Source organism: Planosporangium thailandense, assembly GCF_011947195.1.
GTDB classification, from domain to species: domain Bacteria; phylum Actinomycetota; class Actinomycetes; order Mycobacteriales; family Micromonosporaceae; genus Planosporangium; species Planosporangium thailandense.
This window is the reverse complement of sequence record NZ_JAATVY010000010.1, coordinates 98,262-118,784: the sequence shown is the minus strand read 5'-3', so window position 1 is coordinate 118,784 and position 20,523 is coordinate 98,262. Positions and strand designations below refer to the sequence as shown.

General features: G+C 70.4%; 17 protein-coding genes. 10 read left to right on the top strand and 7 right to left on the bottom strand.

Annotation, left to right across the window (positions count from 1 at the left end; translation table 11 throughout):
* The first annotated feature begins 62 nt into the window (after positions 1–62).
* Positions 63–275, top strand: coding sequence for a type II toxin-antitoxin system HicA family toxin (locus HC031_RS16175; protein WP_167926143.1), 213 nt, complete (start codon positions 63–65; stop codon positions 273–275).
* Positions 272–664, top strand: coding sequence for a helix-turn-helix domain-containing protein (locus HC031_RS16170; RefSeq protein WP_167926142.1), 393 nt, complete (start codon positions 272–274; stop codon positions 662–664). The genes HC031_RS16175 and HC031_RS16170 overlap by 4 nt, the downstream gene beginning before the upstream one ends.
* 232 nt (positions 665–896) lie before the next feature.
* Here the strand turns inward: HC031_RS16170 and HC031_RS16165 are convergent, their stop codons facing one another.
* The 3 genes from HC031_RS16165 to HC031_RS16155 all read right to left on the bottom strand — a co-directional run bounded on the left by HC031_RS16165 (position 897) and on the right by HC031_RS16155 (position 6,124).
* Entirely contained in the window at positions 897–2,102 is a 1,206-nt protein-coding gene (locus HC031_RS16165; protein ID WP_167926141.1) for a restriction endonuclease subunit S, read from the bottom strand.
* Complete coding sequence (locus tag HC031_RS16160) at positions 2,099–4,078, bottom strand: type I restriction-modification system subunit M (protein ID WP_338090687.1); 1,980 nt, start codon at positions 4,076–4,078, stop codon at positions 2,099–2,101. The genes HC031_RS16165 and HC031_RS16160 overlap by 4 nt, the downstream gene beginning before the upstream one ends.
* Positions 4,079–4,219: 141 nt before the next feature.
* On the bottom strand, positions 4,220–6,124 hold the full coding sequence (locus HC031_RS16155; RefSeq protein WP_338090686.1) for an N-6 DNA methylase: 1,905 nt from the start codon (positions 6,122–6,124) through the stop codon (positions 4,220–4,222).
* 93 nt (positions 6,125–6,217) lie between these two features.
* Between HC031_RS16155 and HC031_RS16150 the strand changes: the two genes are divergently transcribed.
* The 6 genes from HC031_RS16150 (at position 6,218) to HC031_RS16125 (ending at position 12,049) form a co-directional block, all read left to right on the top strand.
* A complete protein-coding gene (locus HC031_RS16150; protein ID WP_167926140.1) occupies positions 6,218–6,745 on the top strand; it encodes a DUF4352 domain-containing protein in 528 nt (175 codons plus the stop codon).
* Between the two features lie 69 nt (positions 6,746–6,814).
* Complete coding sequence (locus tag HC031_RS16145) at positions 6,815–7,654, top strand: RNase H family protein (protein WP_167926139.1); 840 nt, start codon at positions 6,815–6,817, stop codon at positions 7,652–7,654.
* Positions 7,655–7,667: 13 nt separating this feature from the next.
* Positions 7,668–10,094, top strand: a complete 2,427-nt coding sequence (locus HC031_RS16140) for an AAA family ATPase (protein WP_167926138.1) — start codon at positions 7,668–7,670, stop codon at positions 10,092–10,094.
* Positions 10,091–10,504: a hypothetical protein gene (locus HC031_RS16135; RefSeq protein ID WP_167926137.1), complete on the top strand. Its 414-nt coding sequence runs from the start codon at positions 10,091–10,093 to the stop codon at positions 10,502–10,504. Before HC031_RS16140 ends, HC031_RS16135 begins: the two co-directional genes overlap by 4 nt.
* A 57-nt stretch (positions 10,505–10,561) precedes the next feature.
* Positions 10,562–11,206 carry a hypothetical protein gene (locus HC031_RS16130; RefSeq protein WP_167926136.1) on the top strand — a complete coding sequence of 215 codons (645 nt, stop codon included), beginning with the start codon at positions 10,562–10,564 and terminating at the stop codon, positions 11,204–11,206.
* Positions 11,207–11,251: 45 nt separating this feature from the next.
* Positions 11,252–12,049, top strand: a complete 798-nt coding sequence (locus HC031_RS16125; RefSeq protein ID WP_338090685.1) for an N-formylglutamate amidohydrolase — start codon at positions 11,252–11,254, stop codon at positions 12,047–12,049.
* 65 nt (positions 12,050–12,114) lie between these two features.
* On the opposite strand, the gene HC031_RS16120 is transcribed toward HC031_RS16125, so the two are convergent.
* Positions 12,115–12,522, bottom strand: a complete 408-nt coding sequence (locus HC031_RS16120) for an SPW repeat protein (RefSeq protein ID WP_167926135.1) — start codon at positions 12,520–12,522, stop codon at positions 12,115–12,117.
* A gap of 5 nt (positions 12,523–12,527) precedes the next feature.
* Positions 12,528–14,201: a SigB/SigF/SigG family RNA polymerase sigma factor gene (locus HC031_RS16115; protein ID WP_167926134.1), complete on the bottom strand. Its 1,674-nt coding sequence runs from the start codon at positions 14,199–14,201 to the stop codon at positions 12,528–12,530.
* A gap of 291 nt (positions 14,202–14,492) precedes the next feature.
* Between HC031_RS16115 and HC031_RS16110 the strand changes: the two genes are divergently transcribed.
* The gene (locus HC031_RS16110; RefSeq protein WP_240942571.1) at positions 14,493–14,996 is read left to right on the top strand and encodes a MarR family winged helix-turn-helix transcriptional regulator; all 504 of its coding nucleotides are present in this window, start codon (positions 14,493–14,495) and stop codon (positions 14,994–14,996) included.
* Positions 14,993–16,990, top strand: a complete 1,998-nt coding sequence (locus HC031_RS16105) for an amylo-alpha-1,6-glucosidase (protein WP_167926045.1) — start codon at positions 14,993–14,995, stop codon at positions 16,988–16,990. Before HC031_RS16110 ends, HC031_RS16105 begins: the two co-directional genes overlap by 4 nt.
* A gap of 250 nt (positions 16,991–17,240) precedes the next feature.
* On the opposite strand, the gene ctaD is transcribed toward HC031_RS16105, so the two are convergent.
* Together ctaD and qcrB are read right to left on the bottom strand one after the other, a co-directional pair.
* Positions 17,241–18,920, bottom strand: a complete 1,680-nt coding sequence (gene ctaD / locus HC031_RS16100; RefSeq protein ID WP_167926132.1) for an aa3-type cytochrome oxidase subunit I — start codon at positions 18,918–18,920, stop codon at positions 17,241–17,243.
* Positions 18,910–20,514: a cytochrome bc1 complex cytochrome b subunit gene (qcrB, locus tag HC031_RS16095; RefSeq protein ID WP_167926131.1), complete on the bottom strand. Its 1,605-nt coding sequence runs from the start codon at positions 20,512–20,514 to the stop codon at positions 18,910–18,912. The genes ctaD and qcrB overlap by 11 nt, the downstream gene beginning before the upstream one ends.
* Between the last annotated feature and the right edge of the window lie 9 nt (positions 20,515–20,523).

Genomic DNA, 20,523 nt, shown 5'->3' with positions numbered 1-20,523 from the left:
CATTACCGATACCGTCTAGTAGACATAGGCGGTTGCTGTCTAGCCCACCTAGGCTTACGCTCGTGGTGTTCAAGTCAATGAAGCGCCGCGACATCGAGGCCGCCCTGACCAAGCACGACTGCGCCTGGCTACGGTCGGGCGGCCAGCACGACATCTGGATCTGCCCGTGCGGGCAGCACCAGGCGCCGGTGCCCAGACACACGACGATCTCGGCAGGAGTCGTCGCCAGCATCGAGAAGAAGCTGTCCTGCCTACCGAGGGGGTGGTTGTCATGAAGTCCTACCGGGTCCACGCCGAACGGGAAGGCAAGTTCTGGCTCCTGCGGGTCCCCGAGTTGGACATCATGACGCAGGCCCGCCGACTCACCGAGGCCGACGAGATGGCGCGTGACCTCATCGCGACCTGGCTCGACGCAGCGCCCGATTCCTTCGGCATCGACCTGGACGTCGCACTGCCCGACGAGTTGGCGCAGCGCCGTGACCGTGCCCGCCAACTGCGCGAGGAGGCCGACCGGCTGCGCGACCAGGCGGCCGAGGAGCTTCGGGTTGTGGTCCGCGAGGCGCACGATGCGGGCATGTCGGTGCGGGAGTTGGCGGTGGCGCTGGGTGTGTCACACCAGCGCGCGCAGCAGATCCTCGCCGAGTCCCGCCGCATGACAGCCTGACACATCCGATTCAACCCTGTACCTACGCTAGGCGAATGACGTCTCCAGCCCTTCCCGCCCTGCCGTAGGCGGTCGAGGACACCGCGCCCGTCGATCTGCGTGCCGAGGCACCGCGGGAACTCGCGCTGCACGTCATCGAGGTGGTAGTTGATCGGGGCGCCTCGCAGCCAACCGGAGTTGAGCACCAACGTCTTGATGGCGCCTTTGAACAACTTCTCCCGATACACGGCAATCATGCAGCTACTCCGCGCGCCGTCGTGACGTCGAACTGCCCGGTCACCGCTGCTGTGATCAACGCCTGCCGCCGCTCATCAAGCAATCTCTCCTGCTTCACCATGCGAAGAACGACCTCATCGATCGGTGAAACCGACTCGTCAATCTCAGCGGCAATGCGGATTTGATCTTCAACCGAACGCTTGGGAACTGGCATGAGCTTCATGGCAGCTACATTGAAATGCGATTGAATACTACCGACGGAATGTTCCGCCACCCGACGCTTAGAGTAGTCAGAATTGAGGAGATATTCGGCAAACCTTGGAAACAACGAAGGTCCGGGCCTAATAATCACCAGGTCAATGCAGTTTGCGCCATCCAACTCCTGCGGCACCACAGCTGCCGTTCCTGCCTGGCCGGTGCGCACAACGACCAGATCTCCACCCCTTAGCTGGGACTTTCGATGAGCCGCGTGACCTTCTGCGCTGATCTTAATAAGGTCCTCGGTCACGATCCGACCAGGCTTCACGTTGACCCCTCGCAGCGCCGGGATCCCCCCCTCCTCGACATACCAGGCAGCCGGCGTTATGACAATGCCCACCGTCACGGATTGGACCAGGTGTTTCATAGGCACGAATTCTTGGTCATCGACATCGAGCCCGAGCGCCCTCTCGATTACCCGCTCGCGACGCAGCAACAGAAGCCCACGCATACGCATCCGAGCAGCCTTCAGCGCGTCGATTCGGGCAGTCTCAGCGTCCAAGAATTCGGCAACGCGCCTTTGCTCGTCAAGAGTTGGAAGAGGGATCAACAAAGACCGAAAGTCATCCCGCGACAAGTACTGCTGAATTGCGCCAGTCGCTTGGGATTGCAGCTCGTCACGCATCGACCCCATCAAATAGTAGAGAAACCTAGAGTCAATCTCATTTCGCGGAACTAGACCGATAAAGGTCTGATTACTGACAAGAGGCACGCGCGCAATCGCAGTTGCCCCCATCGAGCAGCTACAACTACACAGCACCGTCCCCGGAGGGAAAACCCGCAGGTTCATCCTTCTAACCTGCTCTTGGGTCACGCCTTGGCCTGATTTTGAACCGGATAGGTAGCGGCCGTCGAAGTCCTCAATGCGAACCCAAGGAATCGAGCCCGTTAAAGGGTCGGGCTTGTCACGCTGCGGCACCAACGTGTCAACGACGCTTCCGAGACGAACAACAGGCCAGTTCATCGCGTCACCTCGCCGAGCAGGGCCTGAATTTGGGCCTCAAGCGCCTTGATCTCGGCATCGATCTCAGCCAGCGGCCTCGGCGGCTTGTACACATAGAAGTGCCGCGTGAACGGGATCTCGTACCCGATCTTCGTCTTCGACTCGTCGATCCAGGCGTCTGGGACGTGCGGAAGTACCTCACACTTCAGGTACTCGTGGATGTCCTCACCCAGCGGGACGTTCTCGTTGTCGCGCAGGTCCGGGTCCGGCAGCGGGTTGCCCTTGCGGTCGGTCTGCACCTCGCCCTCCGGGTCGGGCACCGACACCGCCTCCCACACCGCCTTCTCCACCGGCGCGGGCAACTTGCCCAGCCCGGCGATCGCCTGGTCGAGCTTGGACACAAAGCCCTGGCGCGTCGGCGCGCTCGTACCGATCAGCGACTTCATCGCCGCGATCAGGTCATCGCGCCAGGTGTACTTCGCCAACGCCTTAGCCTCGGCCAGCGCCGCCACGCTCTCCTCGGTGACCTCGAAGCGCAGGCGCAACGGCCGCTCGACCGTGATCCGCTGGTACCCGAAGTCGGTCGTCGCGAAGACCTTCACCTTGCCGTGGTCCGGGTGCTCCGGATCCTCCGCGATGGACAGCGCCGACGCGTAGATCCGGGTCAGGTCGGCGATCTGCTCCTCGGTGATCTGCTTGCGCTTCTCCCCCAGGCTCTTGCGCATCTTCGCCCAGTGCTCGCGCCCGTCGACAAGTACGACCTTGCCCTTGTGCGCCTCGTCCTTGCGGTTGGTCAGGATCCAGAAGTACGTGGAGATGCCGGTGTTATAGAAGAGCTGGTCGGGCAGCGCGACGATGCCCTCCAGCCAGTCGTTCTCCTCCTCCAGGATCCAGCGGCGGATCTCCGACTCGCCCGACCCGGCCGCGCCGGTGAACAGCGGCGAGCCGTTGAAGACGATGGCCAGCCGTGTACCGCCGTCCTCGGGCCGCTTCATCTTGGAGATCATGTGCTCGAGGAACAGCAGCGAGCCGTCGTTGATGCGCGGCAGGCCCGCACCGAACCGGCCGGCGAAGCCAAGGGCCGCCTCGTCCTTGACGAACTTCTCGACCTTCTTCCACTCCACGCCGAACGGCGGGTTGGCGAGCATATAGTCGAATCGCTCGCTGGCGTGCCCGTCCTGGCTGAACGAGTTCCCGTACGCGATCTTTGTCGGGTCGCCGCCCTTGAGCATCATGTCGGAGCGGCAGATCGCGTACGTCTCGCCGTTGAGCTCCTGGCCGTACACCTCGACCGTGGCGTGTGGGTTGAGCTCCTGGATGTGCGCCTGCGACTCGCTGAGCATGCCGCCGGTACCGCACGCCGGGTCGTACACCTTCTTCACGATCCCCGGCGTGACCAGTTCGTCGTCGTCCGGCGCGAGCAGCAGGTTGACCATCAGCTTGATGACTTCACGCGGGGTGAAGTGCTCACCGGCGGTCTCGTTGGAGATTTCGGAGAAGCGCCGGATCAGCTCCTCGAACACGTACCCCATCTGGTGGTTGGACACGACGTCCGGGTGCAGGTCGATGTCGGCGAACTTCGCCACCACCTGGTACAGCAGCCCAGCCTCGGCGAGCCGGCTGATCTGGGTGTCGAAGGCGTACTTGTCGAGCACGTCGGCCGCACCCGGTGAGAAGCCGCCGATGTAGCCGCGCAGGTTCGTGGCGACGTGGTCCTGGTCGGCAAGCAGCCCGCGGAACGTCAACGGGCTGGTGTTGTAGAAGGACAGCTTCGCCTCCCGCCGCAGCACCGGCTCCATGTTGGTCACGCCCTGCTCCTTGAGCTGGGCGTAGCGCGCCAACACGGCGTCCTTCGTCGGCTCCAGCACGCAGTCGAGACGTCTCAGCACGGTGAACGGCAGGATCACCCGCCCGTACTCGGACTGCTTGTAGTCGCCGCGCAGCAGGTCGGCCACCGACCAGATGAAGTTCGCCAGCTCGGTGTGCTTGGTACTCACAAAGTTCCTTCCGTCGCCGTCAATGCAGTATTCACACGGTCGCGGACCGGAGTCTTCACCCGGTCGGATATACCTCTCGTCACAGCACCGCGACAGGGACGTGCGCGCGGGACTGGACCGCCGGGCCGGGTGACCCGTCCGTCATCGCCCGTCGTCCGGGCGCAGCTCGCCACGGGCCAGCCCGTCGGCGGTCATCCGCACCAGGTCCGTACCCAGCGTCGCCGCGCGCCGCAGCGCGTTCTCGAACGCGTCGAGCCGGCGGAACGCCTCGCCGTACCGGCGTTGCTCGTCGAGCCCGATCCGCGGCACCTGGGCCCGGCGCACGTCGAAGCGCAGCGTGCCGGACAGGCTGCTGGCCTGCCGTTCGTTGGCTGACGTGCGCAGCTGCCCGGCCAGGAACCACGGATCCAGCGCCGCCGGGTTGGGGCGCAACAGGAAGAGGTTGCGTCCGAGCAGCGGTCCGGCCTCGGTGACCACGCGGGACGTGAGCTGGGTGGCGAACATCGGCACCACAACGTCGCCGGGCGCCAGGGTGACCTCGGGCGTGAGCGGGGCGTCCGGGTGGTCGGACGCCTCCCGGCCCTGCACGACATCCTGGACGGTGAGCACCAGCCGGTCGTCGGCGTACGCATCCCGATTCGCTACCGGCCGGATCGGGCCGATGATCTGCAACGCGCCGGCCTTGGCGAGATCGGCCACCGACACGGTGGGCGGCACGCCGGCCTCCGCACCGGCCACGACGCGCGGCATCAGCTTCGGCAGCTCCTTCACGACCGCGGCGAGCCTCTCCCGCGTGCGGACCAGGTGCTCGCCGGTGTCGTCCGGCCTCGCGACCGGCTGCCGGCGCGCCGGCGTCAGGTCGACCTCTTCGTCCAGCAGCTCGATGACCGGAACGGCCCGCGCGAATCCGGGCTCCTCGACCGGGGCGTCGGGTTCGGCGACGAACTTGCGGTACGTCTCCAGCGCGCGGCCGTAGACCGCCGCCAGCTCACCGTCCGAGGTATCCACCAGCAGGACGTGTGCGGGCGCGGCGGCATCGGGCGCCGGGCGGCGCAGTACCCAGACGTGCAGCGGCACCCCGTGCGGAGCCGCCGCCTTCGCCGGCAGCGCGATGACCGCCCGCAGCGCGCCCCGCCGCAGCAGCTCGGCGCGGATGCGCCGGCCGGCGCGCCGGCTCGCCGCCGACGGCGGCATGAGCAGCACCGCCGATCCGCCGGGCCGCAGGTGCGCCAGGGCGTGCTGGACCCAGGCCAGCTCCGGCTCGGTACGGGGCGGTAGGCCGTACTCCCAGCGCGGGTCGTATCCCAGCTCGTCGTGGCCCCAGTTCGTGTCGCCGAACGGCAGGTTGGACACGACGGCGTCGGCGGCCAGTCCGGGGTAGGCGTCGGCGCGCAGCGAGTCGCCCACCTTCACCTCACCGGCGACGCCGCGCAGCGCGAGCCACAGCCCGGCCAGCCGCGCGGCCGACTCGTCGATCTCCTGCCCGTACGCGGTGGTGCAGCCGGCGCGGGCGGCGGCGCGCAGGATGCCGCCGGTGCCGCAGGCGGGGTCGAACACCGAACCGCCGCCGACGTCCGCCAGGCCGACCATGAGGTCGCCCAGGTCGTCGGTGGTCATGCCGGTGCGGCGCGCCGGCATCTGGGCGAACCGCTGCCACAGCGCGTCGAACGCCGCCTGCGGGCCCTGTTCGTCGGCCAGGTCGGCGACCGCCTGAAGCAGGGCGGTGTCGACGTCCCGGGGGGTCGGCGACTCGCCGCGCTGCCGGGCCAGCAGGAACGCGCCGATCGCGGCGAGCGTGCCCGCGACGTGGTCGCCACCCGCCAGCACCTGCTGCCACAGCCGGTCGGTGGTGGACAGCTCGGACAGCTTCCCCTGGGCGCGCAGCCACCGCTCGACCTCGGCGAGGTCGAACTCCGGGCTGGCCGCCGTACCGCCGACGGGCGCGGGGAAGTCCGGGTGCCGCTTACGCCAGTTGCTGACGGCGGCACGGCCCACGTTCGCCAGACGGGCGATGTCGGCTGCCGTGATGGTCGGTTCCTCCTGCACGTGATCAGTTTACAGGCGTGTCAAGCGTCTCGACTGTTGACAGCATTCACAGACAATGCTTCCATTGACGCGTCTTCACAACGAGGAGGAACTATGCGTAAGGCGACTCTTATCGGGCTGGCTGTCGGTGCGGTGGTGGCACTCGGCTGCGGAGCGGGCTCCACGGCTACCTCGGGAGGGTCAGGCAACTCGGGCAACAACGGCGGAAAGACGGCCGCCAAGACCGCGAAGGTCGGCGAGCCCGCCCGCGACGGCAAGTTCGAGTTCACCGTTCAGCAGGTCAAGTGCGGCGTGCCTCAGGTCGGGAGCGACCTGCTCAACAAGAAGGCCCAGGGCCAGTTCTGCCTGGTGACCGTGCAGGTCAAGAACATCGGCACGCAGGCTCAGTCCTTCAGCGACAGCAGCCAGAAGGCGTTCGGCGCCGACAAGACGCAGTACTCCGCCGACTCGGAGGCCGCCGTCTACGCCAACGAGCACGCCGACACGCTGTTCAACCAGATCAACCCCGGCAACCAGGTGACCGGCGTGGTCGTCTTCGACATCCCGGCCAGCGCCAACCTCGCCACGCTCGAGCTGCACGATTCGCCGTTCTCCGGCGGCGTCACCGTCCAGCTCACCTGACGTCCCGACCGTGCCGGGGCGGACGCACCGTCCGCCCCGGACCAACCGTCCCCCTGCACAGGAGATGTCGTGCGTCTCGACGAGTTCACCACCGCCCTGCCCCTGCTGCCCGAGGCGCTCCGCACGCGCGCCGAGGCGCTGCGCCCCCACCTGACGCTCAACCGCTGCACCCGCTGCCGGCAGATCAGCGACGCGGTCAACCTCGCCCTGATCGCCGCGCGCTACGACGAGTACGCCTCGGCGACGCAGCAGATCGAGGCGGCGGAGACGATGGCCGCCGCGCACGACCACCTTGCCGTCGGTGGGTGCCGCGCAGGCATGAGCCCGGACTCAGCCCGCGGGCGCGGCACCGTAGCCCGCTGGTCGCGTACCGCCGCCGACCTGGTCGCGGCGACCGACGCGAGCTGGAAGGGCCGGGTCGGCGGCATCGCGTACGTGGTCAGCGACGGCCATTTCGGCCTGCGGGGCCGCGTCACCGACAGGTTGGACCCGACCGGCCCCTCCCGGGTGCTCATCAATGAACTGCGGGCCGTGGAGTACCTGCTGTCGGGCTTCGTCACCGCGCCCGAGCGCCTGACGGTGCTGGTCGACAGCCGCAACGCGCTGTCCTACCTGTACCGCTGGCAGGCCGGCGACACGACGGCCATGCCGGCCGGGTACGACCTCCGTCCACGTACCCGTACCGCCCAGCCGACGCTCGTCCGGCTCGCCGAGCTGCTGCCCACCCTGCCCGGCGTGACCTTCACACACGTCAAGGGGCACGCCGGTCACCTCCTCAACGAGGCCGCGGACGCGCTCTCGCACATGGCCCGTCGCCGGCTGAGCGAGCAGTTCGACCTCCACGGCCGGGCTGCCGACCTTGTCGACGCCTTCCTCCGCGACTGGCACGGCGTCAGCGCGGCAGCGTGAACCGGAGGCACCAGTGAACCGCGAAGACCCCCTGCTGGACCTGCTCTTCGAGCGGCTGGCCGCCGACGCCGTACCGACCGGCGTCGCCGATACCGTGCTCGCCGCCCTCTGCGGAAGCGACAACCTGACTGCCGCCCTCGGCCGGCGGCGCCCGACGGACGAGCGTACGAACCCTGACGCGCCCCGCGAGCACATCTACCTGTCGTCGGTCACGGCGGCCGGCTTCCGGGGCGTCGGCCCCGAACGGACCCTGTCCATCCGCCCCGGGCCCGGCCTGACGCTCGTCGTCGGCCGCAACGGCTCCGGCAAGTCCAGCTTCGCCGAAGCCGTCGAACTCGCCCTCACCGGCGACAGCGCCCGCTGGGCCGACAAGAACAGCGTCTGGCGTACGGGCTGGCGCAACCTCCACTCGCCGCACCCCTGCCGCATCGCCGTGGACCTGCGTGTCGACGGGCAGGCGACCCCGGTACGCGTGGAGCGGTCCTGGCCGGCCGACGCCGACCTCGCCACCGCCGAGGTGGCCGTCACCGGCGCCGACGGGCACGCCACCGACCTCGCCGGCCTCGGCCTGGCCGAGCCGCTGACGCTGTACCGGCCGTTCCTGACCGCCGCCGACCTGGGCAAGCTGGTCTCCGGCACGCCGAGCGAGCTGTTCGACGCGATCAACGCGATCCTCGGCCTCGACGCGCTGGCCACCGCCGACCGGCGGCTGCTCGACGCGATGAAGCCGTTCGAGACATCGGTCAAAGAGGTACGCGCGCGGCGCGGGCCTCTGCGCGACCGGGTCGCCGGGGTCGACGACGACCGGGCCCGCCGGGCCGCCGACGTGCTGACCGCGAACCAGCCCGACCTGGACCGGCTCGACGCGATCCTGGCCGAACCGTTCGACGGCGGACCAGACGAGACGGTCGCGCTGTGCCGGCGGCTGGCCGGCCTGGCGATTCCCGGCCGGGACGAGGTCACCCGGCTCGCCGACGAGCTGGGCGCGGCCTCGGCCGAGGCACAGCGCCACGACGGCTCCCGTTCACGGGCGCTGGTACGGACCGCCGAACTGCTGCGACTGGCCCTCGACCACCACGCGGACGGCGGCGACGGCCCGTGCCCGGTCTGCGGCGCCGGTACCCTCGACGCGGCCTGGCGGCCGACCGCCGAGGCCTCGCTCGCCGACCTGCGCGTCACCACGCTGTCCGCCCAGCGGGCGGTATCCCGGCTGGCCGACCTGACGCGCCGGGCCCGCGCTCTCGTCGACGGCGTCACCGTCCCGGACGGCGACGCGCCGGGCGTACCCCTGGATGGGCTGCGGGCCGCCGTGGCGGAGCTGCGCGCCGCGCCTCGTACCGCCAACGAGCTGGCCGCACACCTGCACACCCGGTACCCGGCGGTCGAAGCCGCGGTCGACGCCGTACACACGGCCGCGACCGACTGGCTGCGGCAGCGCGACAGCGGCTGGCGCCAGGTCGCGACGGACATCCGCGCCTGGGTCGACGCCGCGCGGCGGGTACCCGACCAGGAGCGGTCACTGAACACCCTGAAGAGCGCCCGTGCCTGGCTGCGGCGGGCCGGCGAGGAGCTCCGCGACGACCGGGTCGCCCCGTTCGCCGCGCACTCGCAAAGGATCTGGCAGGAGCTGCGCCAGGAGAGCAACATCCGGCTCGGTGCGATGACGCTGGCCGGGACGAACAACAGGCGCCGGGTCGTGTTCCCGGTGAGCGTGGACGGCGTCGACAACGGCACCGCGCTCGGCGTGATGAGCCAGGGTGAGATGCACGCCCTGGGCCTGGCGACGTTCCTGCCGCGCAGCTGCGCCGACGAGAGCCCGTTCCGGTTCGTCGTCATCGACGACCCGGTGCAGAGCATGGATCCCTCCAAGGTGGACGGACTCGCCCGGGTGCTCGCCGGACTCGCCGACGAGCGTCAGGTCGTCGTGTTCACCCACGACACCCGGCTCCCGGACGCCGTACGCCGCTTGGAGATCGACGCTGACGTGCTGGAGGTGGTACGCGCCGAACAGTCGGTGGTCACCCTGCGTCCGAGTCTCGACCCGGTGGGCCGCTACCTCGACGATGCCATGGCGGTGGCCCGGTCGGCGGAGGTTCCCGACGACGTACGCGCGCCCGTCGTCGCGGAGCTGTGCCGCTCGGCCCTGGAGGCGGCCTGTCACCGCGTCATCTGGCGGGTACGCCTCGCCCGCGGTGACCGGCACGCCGACGTGGAAGACGCGATCGAGCGGGCCCGCAGGCGGTTGGCCACGACGCTCGCGTTGGCGCTGTTCGACGACGCCGGGCGGGGCGGTGACGTGCTCGGCCAGCTGAACCGGCGGTACGGCCGCGCCGCGGCGGACGCCTACCAGGCCTGCCGCCACGGCGTACACGGCGGGTACTCCGGTGACCTGCCGCGACTCGTCACCGACATCCGCGGGCTGACGGGGGCGCTGTCATGACGGCTCCCGCCCCCGACCGCTGCCTCGCCACGGCCGACCAGATGCTGCGCGGCGCCGGCGCGCTCGGCGCGAGCGCGGTGGCCGCCGCGTGGTGGCCGAAGGCCTGCGCCTGCCTGATCCGCCTGGCCCTCGAAGGCGGGATCGATGCCTTCTGGCACCAGGTTTCTCCGCCGATCACCGCCTGCGGCGCCGCGCGTACCAAGCAGTTGCTGCTGCGGCGCTACGACCGCGCGACGGCCCGCCGGATCGGCTTCGTGTGGGCCGCGCTGTCGAGCGCCGCCCATCACCACTGCTACGACACGGCACCCGGCGCCGGCGAGCTACGCCGGCTGCACACCGACGTGACGGCGCTACTCACGACGTTGACAAACCTCGCGGACGCGATCCGCTCGGCCCGTACCGATCGTTGATCCCTGATGGCTCCTCCGGTCTACCCCGGACCATCGACTACCCGAGATGGAGGTCCCATGAGCACAGAGCCATCCGCCGCCGAGCCACTGCCGACCGAACCCGTCGAGGAAACGCCGGAATCTGCGCCCGCTGACAGCAGGACGAGGCGGCTGACGAGCACGCTGCGCCGGCCGCGCGCCTGGGTGGCGGCCGTGGTCACCGTCACGCTCGTCGCCGGCTGGAGCCTGGCCTTGTACTACCAGCACACCAGCGAGGTCCACCGCCGAGCCGAGGCGAAGAGCCGGGCCGCCGTCCGCGACCTCACCGGGCGGCTGCAAGCTGTGAGCCAGGAGCGCGACGGCTACCAGGCGCGCGCCGACCAGATGCAGGCCCGCGAGGACGCGGTGAAGCAGCGCGAGGACCAGGTCAAGGCCCGCGAGGACGCGGTCAAGCAGCGCGAGGACGCCGTGACGCAGGCGGAGAAGGTGCAGGCCCAGAACACCATCCACGAGGGTACGTGGGCCGTCGGCGTCGACGTCCAGCCCGGCACGTACCGGGCGAAGGACCCGGTCGCCGGCCAGTGCTACTGGAAGATCACCTCGGACGCCAACGGCCGCAACATCGTGGCCAACGACCTTGTCAACGGCGGCCGGCCTACGGTCACCCTGCAGGGCGGCCAGTACTTCACGACGGAGGACTGCGGCGACTGGGCCAAGGTCTGATAGGACAGCGAAGGGAAGACTTTGTACCCCCACGGAATCGACGCCGTGTACCAGATCGCGCCGGGAGCGCCCGACTCCCCGGTGATCCTGCACGTACCGCACAGCTCCCGGCACATCACCCCGGCCGCCCGCCCGCACATCCTGCTCGACGACGCCGCGCTGACGACCGAGCTGGACCATATGACCGACGCGCACACCGGCCTCATCGCCGACCGGGTCGCCGCCAGCTGCGACCCGGCCCCGTGGACGTTCACGAACCTGGCGTCGCGCCTGGTCGTCGACCCGGAACGGTTCCCGGACGAGCGCGAGGAGATGCGGGCCGTCGGTATGGGCGCGGTGTACACCCGGACGTCGCACGGCGGCCGCCTGCGCGTCGACGACCCGGCCCACGCCGAGACCCTGCTGTCCACCCACTACGAGCCGTACGCGTCCGCCATGACCGATCTCGTCGACGACCGCCTCGCGGCGACCGGCCGCGCCGTCATCATCGACGTCCACTCCTACCCCGCCGTCGCGCTGCCGTACGAACTGCACGGCGACGGCCAGCGGCCGGCGATCTGCCTGGGCACGGACCCGGCCCACACCCCGCCGAGGCTCCTCGCCGCCGCCGAGAACGCGTTCTCCCGCTGCGGGAGCATCGCGGTGAACACGCCCTTCGCCGGCTGCTACGTGCCCTTGCGCCACTACGGGACCCAGCCGGCGGTGACCGCGCTGATGGTCGAGATCCGCCGCGACACGTACATGACGGAGCCCGGCGGCCCGCCGACCGCCGGCATCGACCGCATCGTCGAAGCCCTCGCGGACCTGGTCAACATGGTCACCGCCGAGCCGATGGCGGCGTGACACGAACGAGACGGCCGGCGGGTCGGCCGGCCGTCTCCTTCGGTGCGGGTTGGTGCGATCAACCGTCACCGTGCGGGCGCGGCGCCACGGCGAGGTGAGCCCTTCGCCACCAGCATGGCAGCAGCGCCGACCCCCAGCAGGGTCGTGATGACGCCGGTGACCAGATTGTTGATCCAGACACCGAAGCCCGGCGAGCCCAGCCGGATGACCCACGGGGCCGCGATCGTCCACACACCTATCGCGGCGGCCGCCCAGCTCAGCCGGTACATGCGCGCCGGGGTCATGGTCAGGCCGAGCCCGATGATCGCCACGAGCCCGCCGAGAATCAGGTTGTTGACCGCCACATCCCGTGCGACCGCGTTGAAGTGCACGACCCACGGGGAAATGGCCAACCAGGCCCCGGCCAGCAGAACCAGTCCGTCGATGACGACGGCCTGCCCGCTCTCGGTGATCCTTTCGTAGCGTTCCCGCATCTCCGCTACGTCAGGATGAGCGGCGATGTCAGTGAAACGGGAACTCTCAGCCACTGCGTCCACCTCCTTGCTTCTTTCTGGTGTGCGTGGCGTTGGTTGCGGCTTACCCGGTCGGCTCCACCTGACACGGTGCGGGCCGCTTGACTCGTCGTTGGCCGCTTGACTTGTCGTTCATGGACAACCAGGGCCGCCGGCGGCGGTCGCGCCGCCCGGACCTCAGCCGGTGGTGCGCCGGCCCTGCGCACCACCGGGCACGCGGCGGGGCGGCGCGGGCGGGCGACCCGGGCGCGCACCCGGATGGGCCGGGCGCGGACGGGCCGGGCCGGTACGCGAAGGGGCCGGGTTGGCGTTGCCTGTGGCGCGGCGGGACACGTGGGCGGCGCGGCAGCGGCTGCGGGCGGCGCGGCAGAGACTGCGGGCGGCGCGGCAGCGGCAGCGGCTGCGGGCGAGGGCTGCGTCGGTGCGACCGGATGTTCGGGGTGTGCCGGCTCTGCCGGGTACGGCCGTCCACCGTTGACCAGCCATCCCAGGCCGGCCCGCCCGAGGGTCCCCGCGACCGGGGCGGTGACGCGGGTCAGCCGCAGCCGGGCGCCGACGTGGCCGCAGGCCGACCTGGCGGCCAGGAACGCCGCGACGCCGGCTATCGCCATGTCCGGCACGCCGTGCAGGTCCACGATGACGTACCGCGGCCGGTGCGCCATGGTGGCGTCGACCAGCGCGGTCCGCAGGTACGTGGCGGCGCGGGCGTCGACGGCGCCGCGCACGGTCACCAGTACCGCGGAGCCGGTCACGTACACGGAGACGCCGAGCGGGCGGTCGACCTCCGCGCCCGGGTAGCCGGGCCGACCGTCGTCGAGCAGGGCCCGCCGCAGCCACCTCAGGATCCGGTCGAGGATCCGGGACACGTGCATCTGCGAGATGCCGAGCTCGGCGGCGATCTGCGCCTGCGTCTGGTTGCCGAAGTACCGCCGGGTGACGATGATTCGCTCGCGCTCGGGCAGCTGCCGCAGCAGCGGCCCCACGCTGACCCGGTCGGCTGCCTCCTCCAGGTCGGGGTCCGGCCCGCCGAGCAGATCCTGCCGCTCGTCGCCGCTGTCCACGCCGGCCGGCTCGTTGAGCGAGGAGCTGTCGTAGGCCTGCCGCGCCACGAGCCCGGCCACCACCTCGTCGGCGCTCATACCGACCTCCACGGCCAGCTCCGCAGGGGTGGGCGCCCGCCCGAGCCGCTGGGCCAGCGCGCCGGTGGCGTTCTCGAGCCTCAGGTGCCGCTCCTGAAGCTGCCGCGGCACCCGGATGTCCCAGCCCTTGTCCCTGAAGTGCCGCTTGAGCGCACCCACGACGCACGGCACCAGGTAGCCGGTGAACGGCACCCGCCGGCCCGGGTCGTAGCTGTCGACGGCTTTGACGAGGGCGAGGGCGCCCGCCTGTACCAGGTCTTCGAGCTGCTCCCCCCGGCCCCGGAACCGGCGCGCCAGGCGGTTGACCACCGGCAGCGCCCGCTCGATCGCCTGGGTGCGCAGACGGTCCCGTTCGGCGGTGCCCTCGGGAACGTCGGCCATCCGCTGGAAGATGTCGTGCAGCTCCGCGTCGAGCCCGTTGCGCTCGTCGGCGTCGACCCGCACGGCGAGCGTCCCGGCCACGTCCATCGTCAACAACCCCATCCCGTCGTCGCTGCGCAAGGCGTCGCCTTCCGGTGCTCTCCTCGCGACGGCATCGGTGTTCGTTGGATGGGCTGCCCCCGCACGCTCCATCTAAACTTTGCACTGTGCATTAATTTCGGACCGGCCGGTTAGCCGGGCCGGCCGGGGGTAACGCGTCACCGTCTGCGAGATGCGGCGGAAGCACGACATGCAGCGGAAGCAGCGGAGCGTGTGACGACACCGGTAGCCGGGCCGCTCGCCCGCTCCCGGTCGATGGCCCGTGGAGGCGTTAGGTCGATGTACGCGTCGGCGGCGGTAGCGGTGGAGCCCATGGACTCGATCGTGGAGGCCCTCCTGGCCGCCAGCCGGGTCCTGGTGGGGCTGGCCGCGCGCTCGCTCGCCGAGATCAAACCCGAGGTCACGCTGCCGCAGTTCCGAACCCTCGTGGTGTTGGCGGCGCGCGGCCCGCAGCGGCTGGTCGACGTCGCGGCGGAGCTCGCGGTCAGCCCGTCCACCGGCACCCGGATGTGCGACCGGCTCACCCGCAAGGGCCTCATCCGGCGGTACCGTTCCGGCTCCGACCGCCGGTCGGTCCACCTGACGCTGACGCCCGCCGGACGGACGCTGGTGAACGAGGTGACCCGGCAGCGGCGCGCCCAGCTCGCCCGCATCGTCGCGGCGACGGCCGAGGAATGGCCGCCGGAGGTGGCGCGGGCGCTGCACGCGTTCGCCGTGGCCGCCGGCGAGGCGCCGGAGCCCCGGTGGTGGCTGGGCTGGCCAGGCCACGAAAGGAACAGCCACGACGACGGCGACGTGGAGCGTGGTGCCCCGTGACGTCACGGCAGGTGAGCATCCTCGACGGCAGCACGTTCATGGTCAGCGACGACAGCGGCGACGTCGGAGCCGGCGGGCAACCGCTCGACGGCCTGTTCTACCGGGACATCCGCCACCTCTCCCGCTGGGAGCTGCGCCTCAACGGCCGGCGGCCGCACGCCCTGGCCGGCGACCTCACCGAGTACGACACGGCGGTGTTCTACCTGACCGAGCCCACCGCGTCCGCGTTCGACGGTCCACCCGTGACCGTGCTGCGGCAGCGCCGCATCGGCAACGGGCTCACCGAGCGGCTGACCGTCACCAACCACACCGCCCAGGAGCTCGCGCTCCTGCTCGACGTGCTGTTCGCCGCCGACTTCGCCGACCTGTTCGAGGTGAAGAACAAGCTGCCCAAGACGGGCACGCACAAGACCTCCGTCGAACGCGACCGGGTGACGATGGAGTACGCGCACGGCGACTTCCGCCGCGGCACCGTCATCCGCTCGGAGGGCGCCTTCCTCGCCGACCAGGTCCTGACCTTCCAGATCCGGCTGGAGCCGGGGCAGCGCTGGCAGACCGAGATCGAGGTCTCGCTGTCGTCCAACGATCACGCGCCCGCGGTCAAGCGCGAGCGGCACCCCAACATCGACCAGAGCCTGGACGAATGGCTGGCCGCCGCGCCGCGGCTGGACACCGACTGGGCCGACCTGGCGCACGCGTACCACCGCAGCCTCGTCGACCTTGCCGCGCTGCGGTTCTACCCGGACGTCACCCCGTGCTCGTCGGTACCGGCCGCCGGCCTGCCCTGGTACATGGCGCTGTTCGGCCGCGACAGCCTCGTCACCAGCTACCAGGCGCTGCCGTACCTGCCGGAGCTGGCCCGCACCACCTTGCGGGCGCTCGCCGCGCGCCAGGCCACCGCCGTCGACGACTTCCGCGACGCCGAGCCGGGCAAGATCCTGCACGAGCTGCGCCACGGCGAGCTGGCGCACTTCCACCAGCAGCCGCAGTCGCCGTACTACGGCACCGCCGACGCCACCCCGCTGTTTCTGATCCTGCTGGACGAGTACGAACGCTGGACCGGCGACGCGGCGCTGGTCCACGAGCTGGAGGGCGCCGCCCGGGCGGCGCTGCGCTGGATGGAGGTGTACGGCGACTCCGACGGCGACGGGTTCATCGAGTACCGCACCCGCAATCCCGACACCGGCCTGGCCAACCACTGCTGGAAGGACTCGTGGAACTCGATCCTGTACCCGGACGGGCGGCTCGCCTCGTCGCCGCGGGCCACCTGTGAACTCCAGGGCTACGCCTACGACGCCCGCCGCCGGATGTCCCGGCTGGCCCGTGAGTGCTGGGGCGACGACACGCTCGCCGACCGGCTCGACCGCGACGCCGCCGGGCTCCACGAACGGTTCAACGACGTGTACTGGCTACCCGACCAGGGCTTCTACGCGCTCGCCCTCGACGGCGACAAGCGGCTGGTGCCGACGCTGACGTCCAACATCGGCCACCTGCTGTGGAGCGGGATCGTCCCGGACGACCGGGTCGACGCGGTCGTCGGCCACCTCCTCGGTGAGCGCATGTTCGCCGGCTGGGGGGTGCGTACCCTCGCCGCGGGCCAGCCCGCCTTCAACCCGGTGGAGTACCACAACGGCACCGTCTGGCCGCACGACAACGCGCTGATCGCGGCCGGTCTGGCCCGGTACGGCCGGCGGGCCGAGGCGAACCGGATCGCGGTGGCGCTGCTGGAGGCGGCCCGGCACTTCGACCATCGCCTGCCGGAGGTCTTCGTGGGCGCCGACCGGAGCGTCACGAGGGTGCCCGTGCGCTACCCCACCGCCTGCTCCCCGCAGGCGTGGGCGTCGGGCGCTCCGCTCCTTCTCTTGCGTACGGTCCTGGGGCTGTCACCCCGAGTCGACGGGTTCGCGGTCGACGCGCACCTGCCCGGCCACGTCGGGCGCCTCGCCGTCCGGGGAGTGACCGGCCGCTGGGGTCTGGTCGATGCCATAGCGTGACAAGCCGGGCCGGGGCAGCGTGGGCAGCAGCCACGCCCAGATCTGCGCCTCCAGGTTGTCCTCGAGCTTGTGCAGGCCGTCCAGCGGATGCAGTACCCCGTCGACGACGCTACCGGCAACGGAGATCACACGGTCCCCGATCATGATCGTCACCATCCCCCCGGCCACGGTCGGCACGGACGACATCTGCCGCGATCCGTGGGCCTTCGGCAACAGAGTGTTACCCGCGTCACATGGGACGAAACTGGCATCAGGACCGGCCGTGAACGGCGTCCCAGGCCGGCCGGTTGGAGCGGATCCGGGGCAGGCGGGTGAAGTTGTGCCGGGGTGGCGGGCAGGTGGTGGCCCACTCCAGCGAGCCCCCGTGGCCCCACGGGTCGTTGCCGGCCACCTTCGCACCGAAGCGGTAGGACCGCCAGACATTGTAGATCAGCGGCAGCATCGACACGCCGAGGATGAACGCGCCGACCGACGAGATCGTGTTGAGCCCGGTGAAGCCGTCACCGGGCAGGTAGTCAGCGTACCGGCGGGGCATGCCCATCGCGCCCAGCCAGTGCTGCACCAGGAACGTGGTGTGGAAGCCGATGAACGTCAGCCAGAAGTGGACCTTGGCCAGGCGCTCGTCGAGCAACCGCCCGGTCATCTTCGGGAACCAGAAGTAGAGTCCGCCGAACGCGGCGAACACGATCGTGCCGAACAGCACGTAGTGCATGTGGGCCACGACGAAGTACGTGTCGGTGAGGTGGAAGTCGACCGGCGGGGACGCCAGCAGCACCCCGGTGAGCCCGCCGAGCAGGAAGGTGACCAGGAAGCCGAGCGACCAGACCATGGGCGACTCGAAGGTGAGCTGCCCCTTCCACATGGTGCCGATCCAGTTGAAGAACTTGATTCCGGTCGGCACGGCGATCAGGTACGACAGCAGGGAGAAGAACGGCAGCAGCACCTGGCCGGTCGCGAACATGTGGTGCGCCCACACCGTCATGGACAGCGACGCGATGGCGATGGTGGCGCCGACGAGGCCCTTGTACCCGAAGACCGGCTTGCGGCTGAACACCGGAAGGATCTCGGTGACGATGCCGAAGAACGGCAGTGCCACGATGTACACCTCGGGGTGGCCGAAGAACCAGAACATGTGCTGCCACAGGATCGGACCGCCGACGCCGGGGTCGAACACGTGGGCGCCCAGCTTGCGGTCGGCCTCCAGGGCGAACAGCGCCGCGGTCAGCGGCGGGAACGCCATCATCACCAGCAGCGCGGTGATGAGGATGTTCCAGGTGAAGATCGGCATCCGGAACATGGTCATGCCCGGCGCGCGCAGCATCAGCACGGTCGTGACCATGTTGATCGCGCCGAGCGTGGTGCCGATGCCCGACACGATCAGGCCCATCGCCCACAGGTCACCGCCGGGGCCGGGCGAGTTCGCGACGTTGTTGAGCGGCGCGTACGCGAACCAGCCGAAGTCGGCCGCGCCGTCCGGGGTGAGGAAGCCGGAGACGACGATCAGGCCGCCGATCAGGTACAGCCAGTACGACAGGGCGTTGAGCCGGGGGAAGGCGACGTCCGGGGCGCCGATCTGCAGCGGCACGAGGTAGTTGGCGAAGCCGAACACCAGCGGCGTGGCGAACAGCAGCAGCATGATCGTGCCGTGCATGGTGAACAGCTGGTTGTACTGCTCGGTGGTCAGCAACTGCAGGCCGGGTCGGGCCAGTTCGGCCCGCATCAGCAAGGCCAGCACGCCACCGACGGCGAAGAAGCCGAACGAGGTGACCAGGTACATCAGCCCGATCTGCTTGGCGTCGGTGGTCCGCAGCAGCCGGCCGACCCGGGTTCCCGGCCGGCTGCTGCGAACCGGTCCGGGTAGGTCGGGCACCCAGACCGGGTCGACGGCGACCACCTCGCTGCGGGCCGCCGCCTCCACGTCACTGCTCATCGTGCTCCTCCCCCGGCCTCGCGGCCGTCACGGCGGTCGGGCGGCGGTCGGCCGCCGTCCGCTGCCCGGGCAGCGGCGTTCGCGGCGTCTCGACGGGTACGAAGAAGCCCTTGACCGCCGGCGCCAGCAGCCCGATGCGCTTCGGGCGCTTGGGTACCGCCCAGCCGGCGTACGGCAGCGGCCGCCCGTCGCGGCTGCCGAGCGGCTGGTGGATCTCCTGGTAGCCGCCGTCGGGGCCGCGTACCAGCTCCCCGGTCTCGATGCCGTGCCCGAGCACCTCGCGGTCGTGCTGCTGCAGCGACAGGCACAGCCGGCGGGTCAGGTAGTACGCCAGCGGCGGCGCCAGCAGCAGCCCGATCCGGCCGGCCCAGACCATCGCGTTGAGGCTGATGTGGAACGTCTCGGCGATGATGTCGTTGGCCGCCGAGACGGTCAGCACCAGGTAGAACGTGACGGCCATCGCCGCCAGGGCGGTGCGGTCGGGCACGTCCCGGGGTCGCTGCAACAGGTTGTGGTGGGCCCGGTCGTGCTGGCGCCACTCCGACACGAACGGGTACGCCAACGCCAGCAGGGTGAGCACGCCCGGCAGGACCACGCCGGGCCAGAACGGCGCGGGTACGGTGTGGTGGGCGGTGCGGATCTCCCACGGCGGGAACAGCCGCAGGCCCCCGTCGAGGAACATGACGTACCAGTCGGGCTGGCTGCCCGCTGACACGACGGCCGCCTCGTACGGGCCGAAGGCCCAGATCGGGTTGATCTGGAAGACCCCGCCGAGCAGCGCGATCAGGCCGAACACCGACAGCGCCAGGCCGGTCGAGCGGGCGGCGAAGCCGGGCACCATGCGCTCGCCGACCACGTTGCGCTCGGTGTGGCCCGGCCGGGGCCACTGGGTGTGCTTCTGCTTCACGATCAGGGCGAGGTGTGCGGCGACCAGCGCGGCCAGCAGCCCCGGAATGAGCAGCACGTGCGCGATGTAGAGCCGGCCGAGGACGAGGTGGCCGGGGAACTCGCCGCCGAACAGCGTGGTGGCGAGCCAACTGCCGACCACCGGGATGGACAGCAGGATCGCCTCCGCGATGCGCAGGCCGGTGCCGGACAGGCCGTCGTCGGGCAGGGAGTAGCCGCAGAAGCCCTCCACGAAGCCGAGCCAGAACAGCAGCAGGCCGATCACCCAGTTGAGCTCGCGCGGCCTACGGAACGCGCCGGTCAGGAAGATCCGTAGCATGTGGACGACGATCGCGGCCAGGAACAGGTCCGCCGCCCAGTGGTGCATCTGCCGGATCAGCAGGCCGCCGCGCACCTCGAAGGAGATGCGCAGGGTCGACGCGTACGCCGCCGACATCGGCAGGTCCCGCAGCGGCACGTAGGGGCCGTGGTAACGCACCGCGGTGTCGGACGGATCGAAGTACAGCGTCAGGAACGTCCCGGTCAGCAGCAGCATGACGAACGAGTACAGGGCGATCTCGCCGAGCATGAACGACCAGTGGTCCGGGAAGACCTTGTTCATCGTCCGGCGGACCAGCCCGGCGGCGTGGAGCCGGCCGTCGAGGGCGGCCCCCGCCCGCGGCAGGAGCCCGGTGCGGTCACCCGCCATGCCACCTCC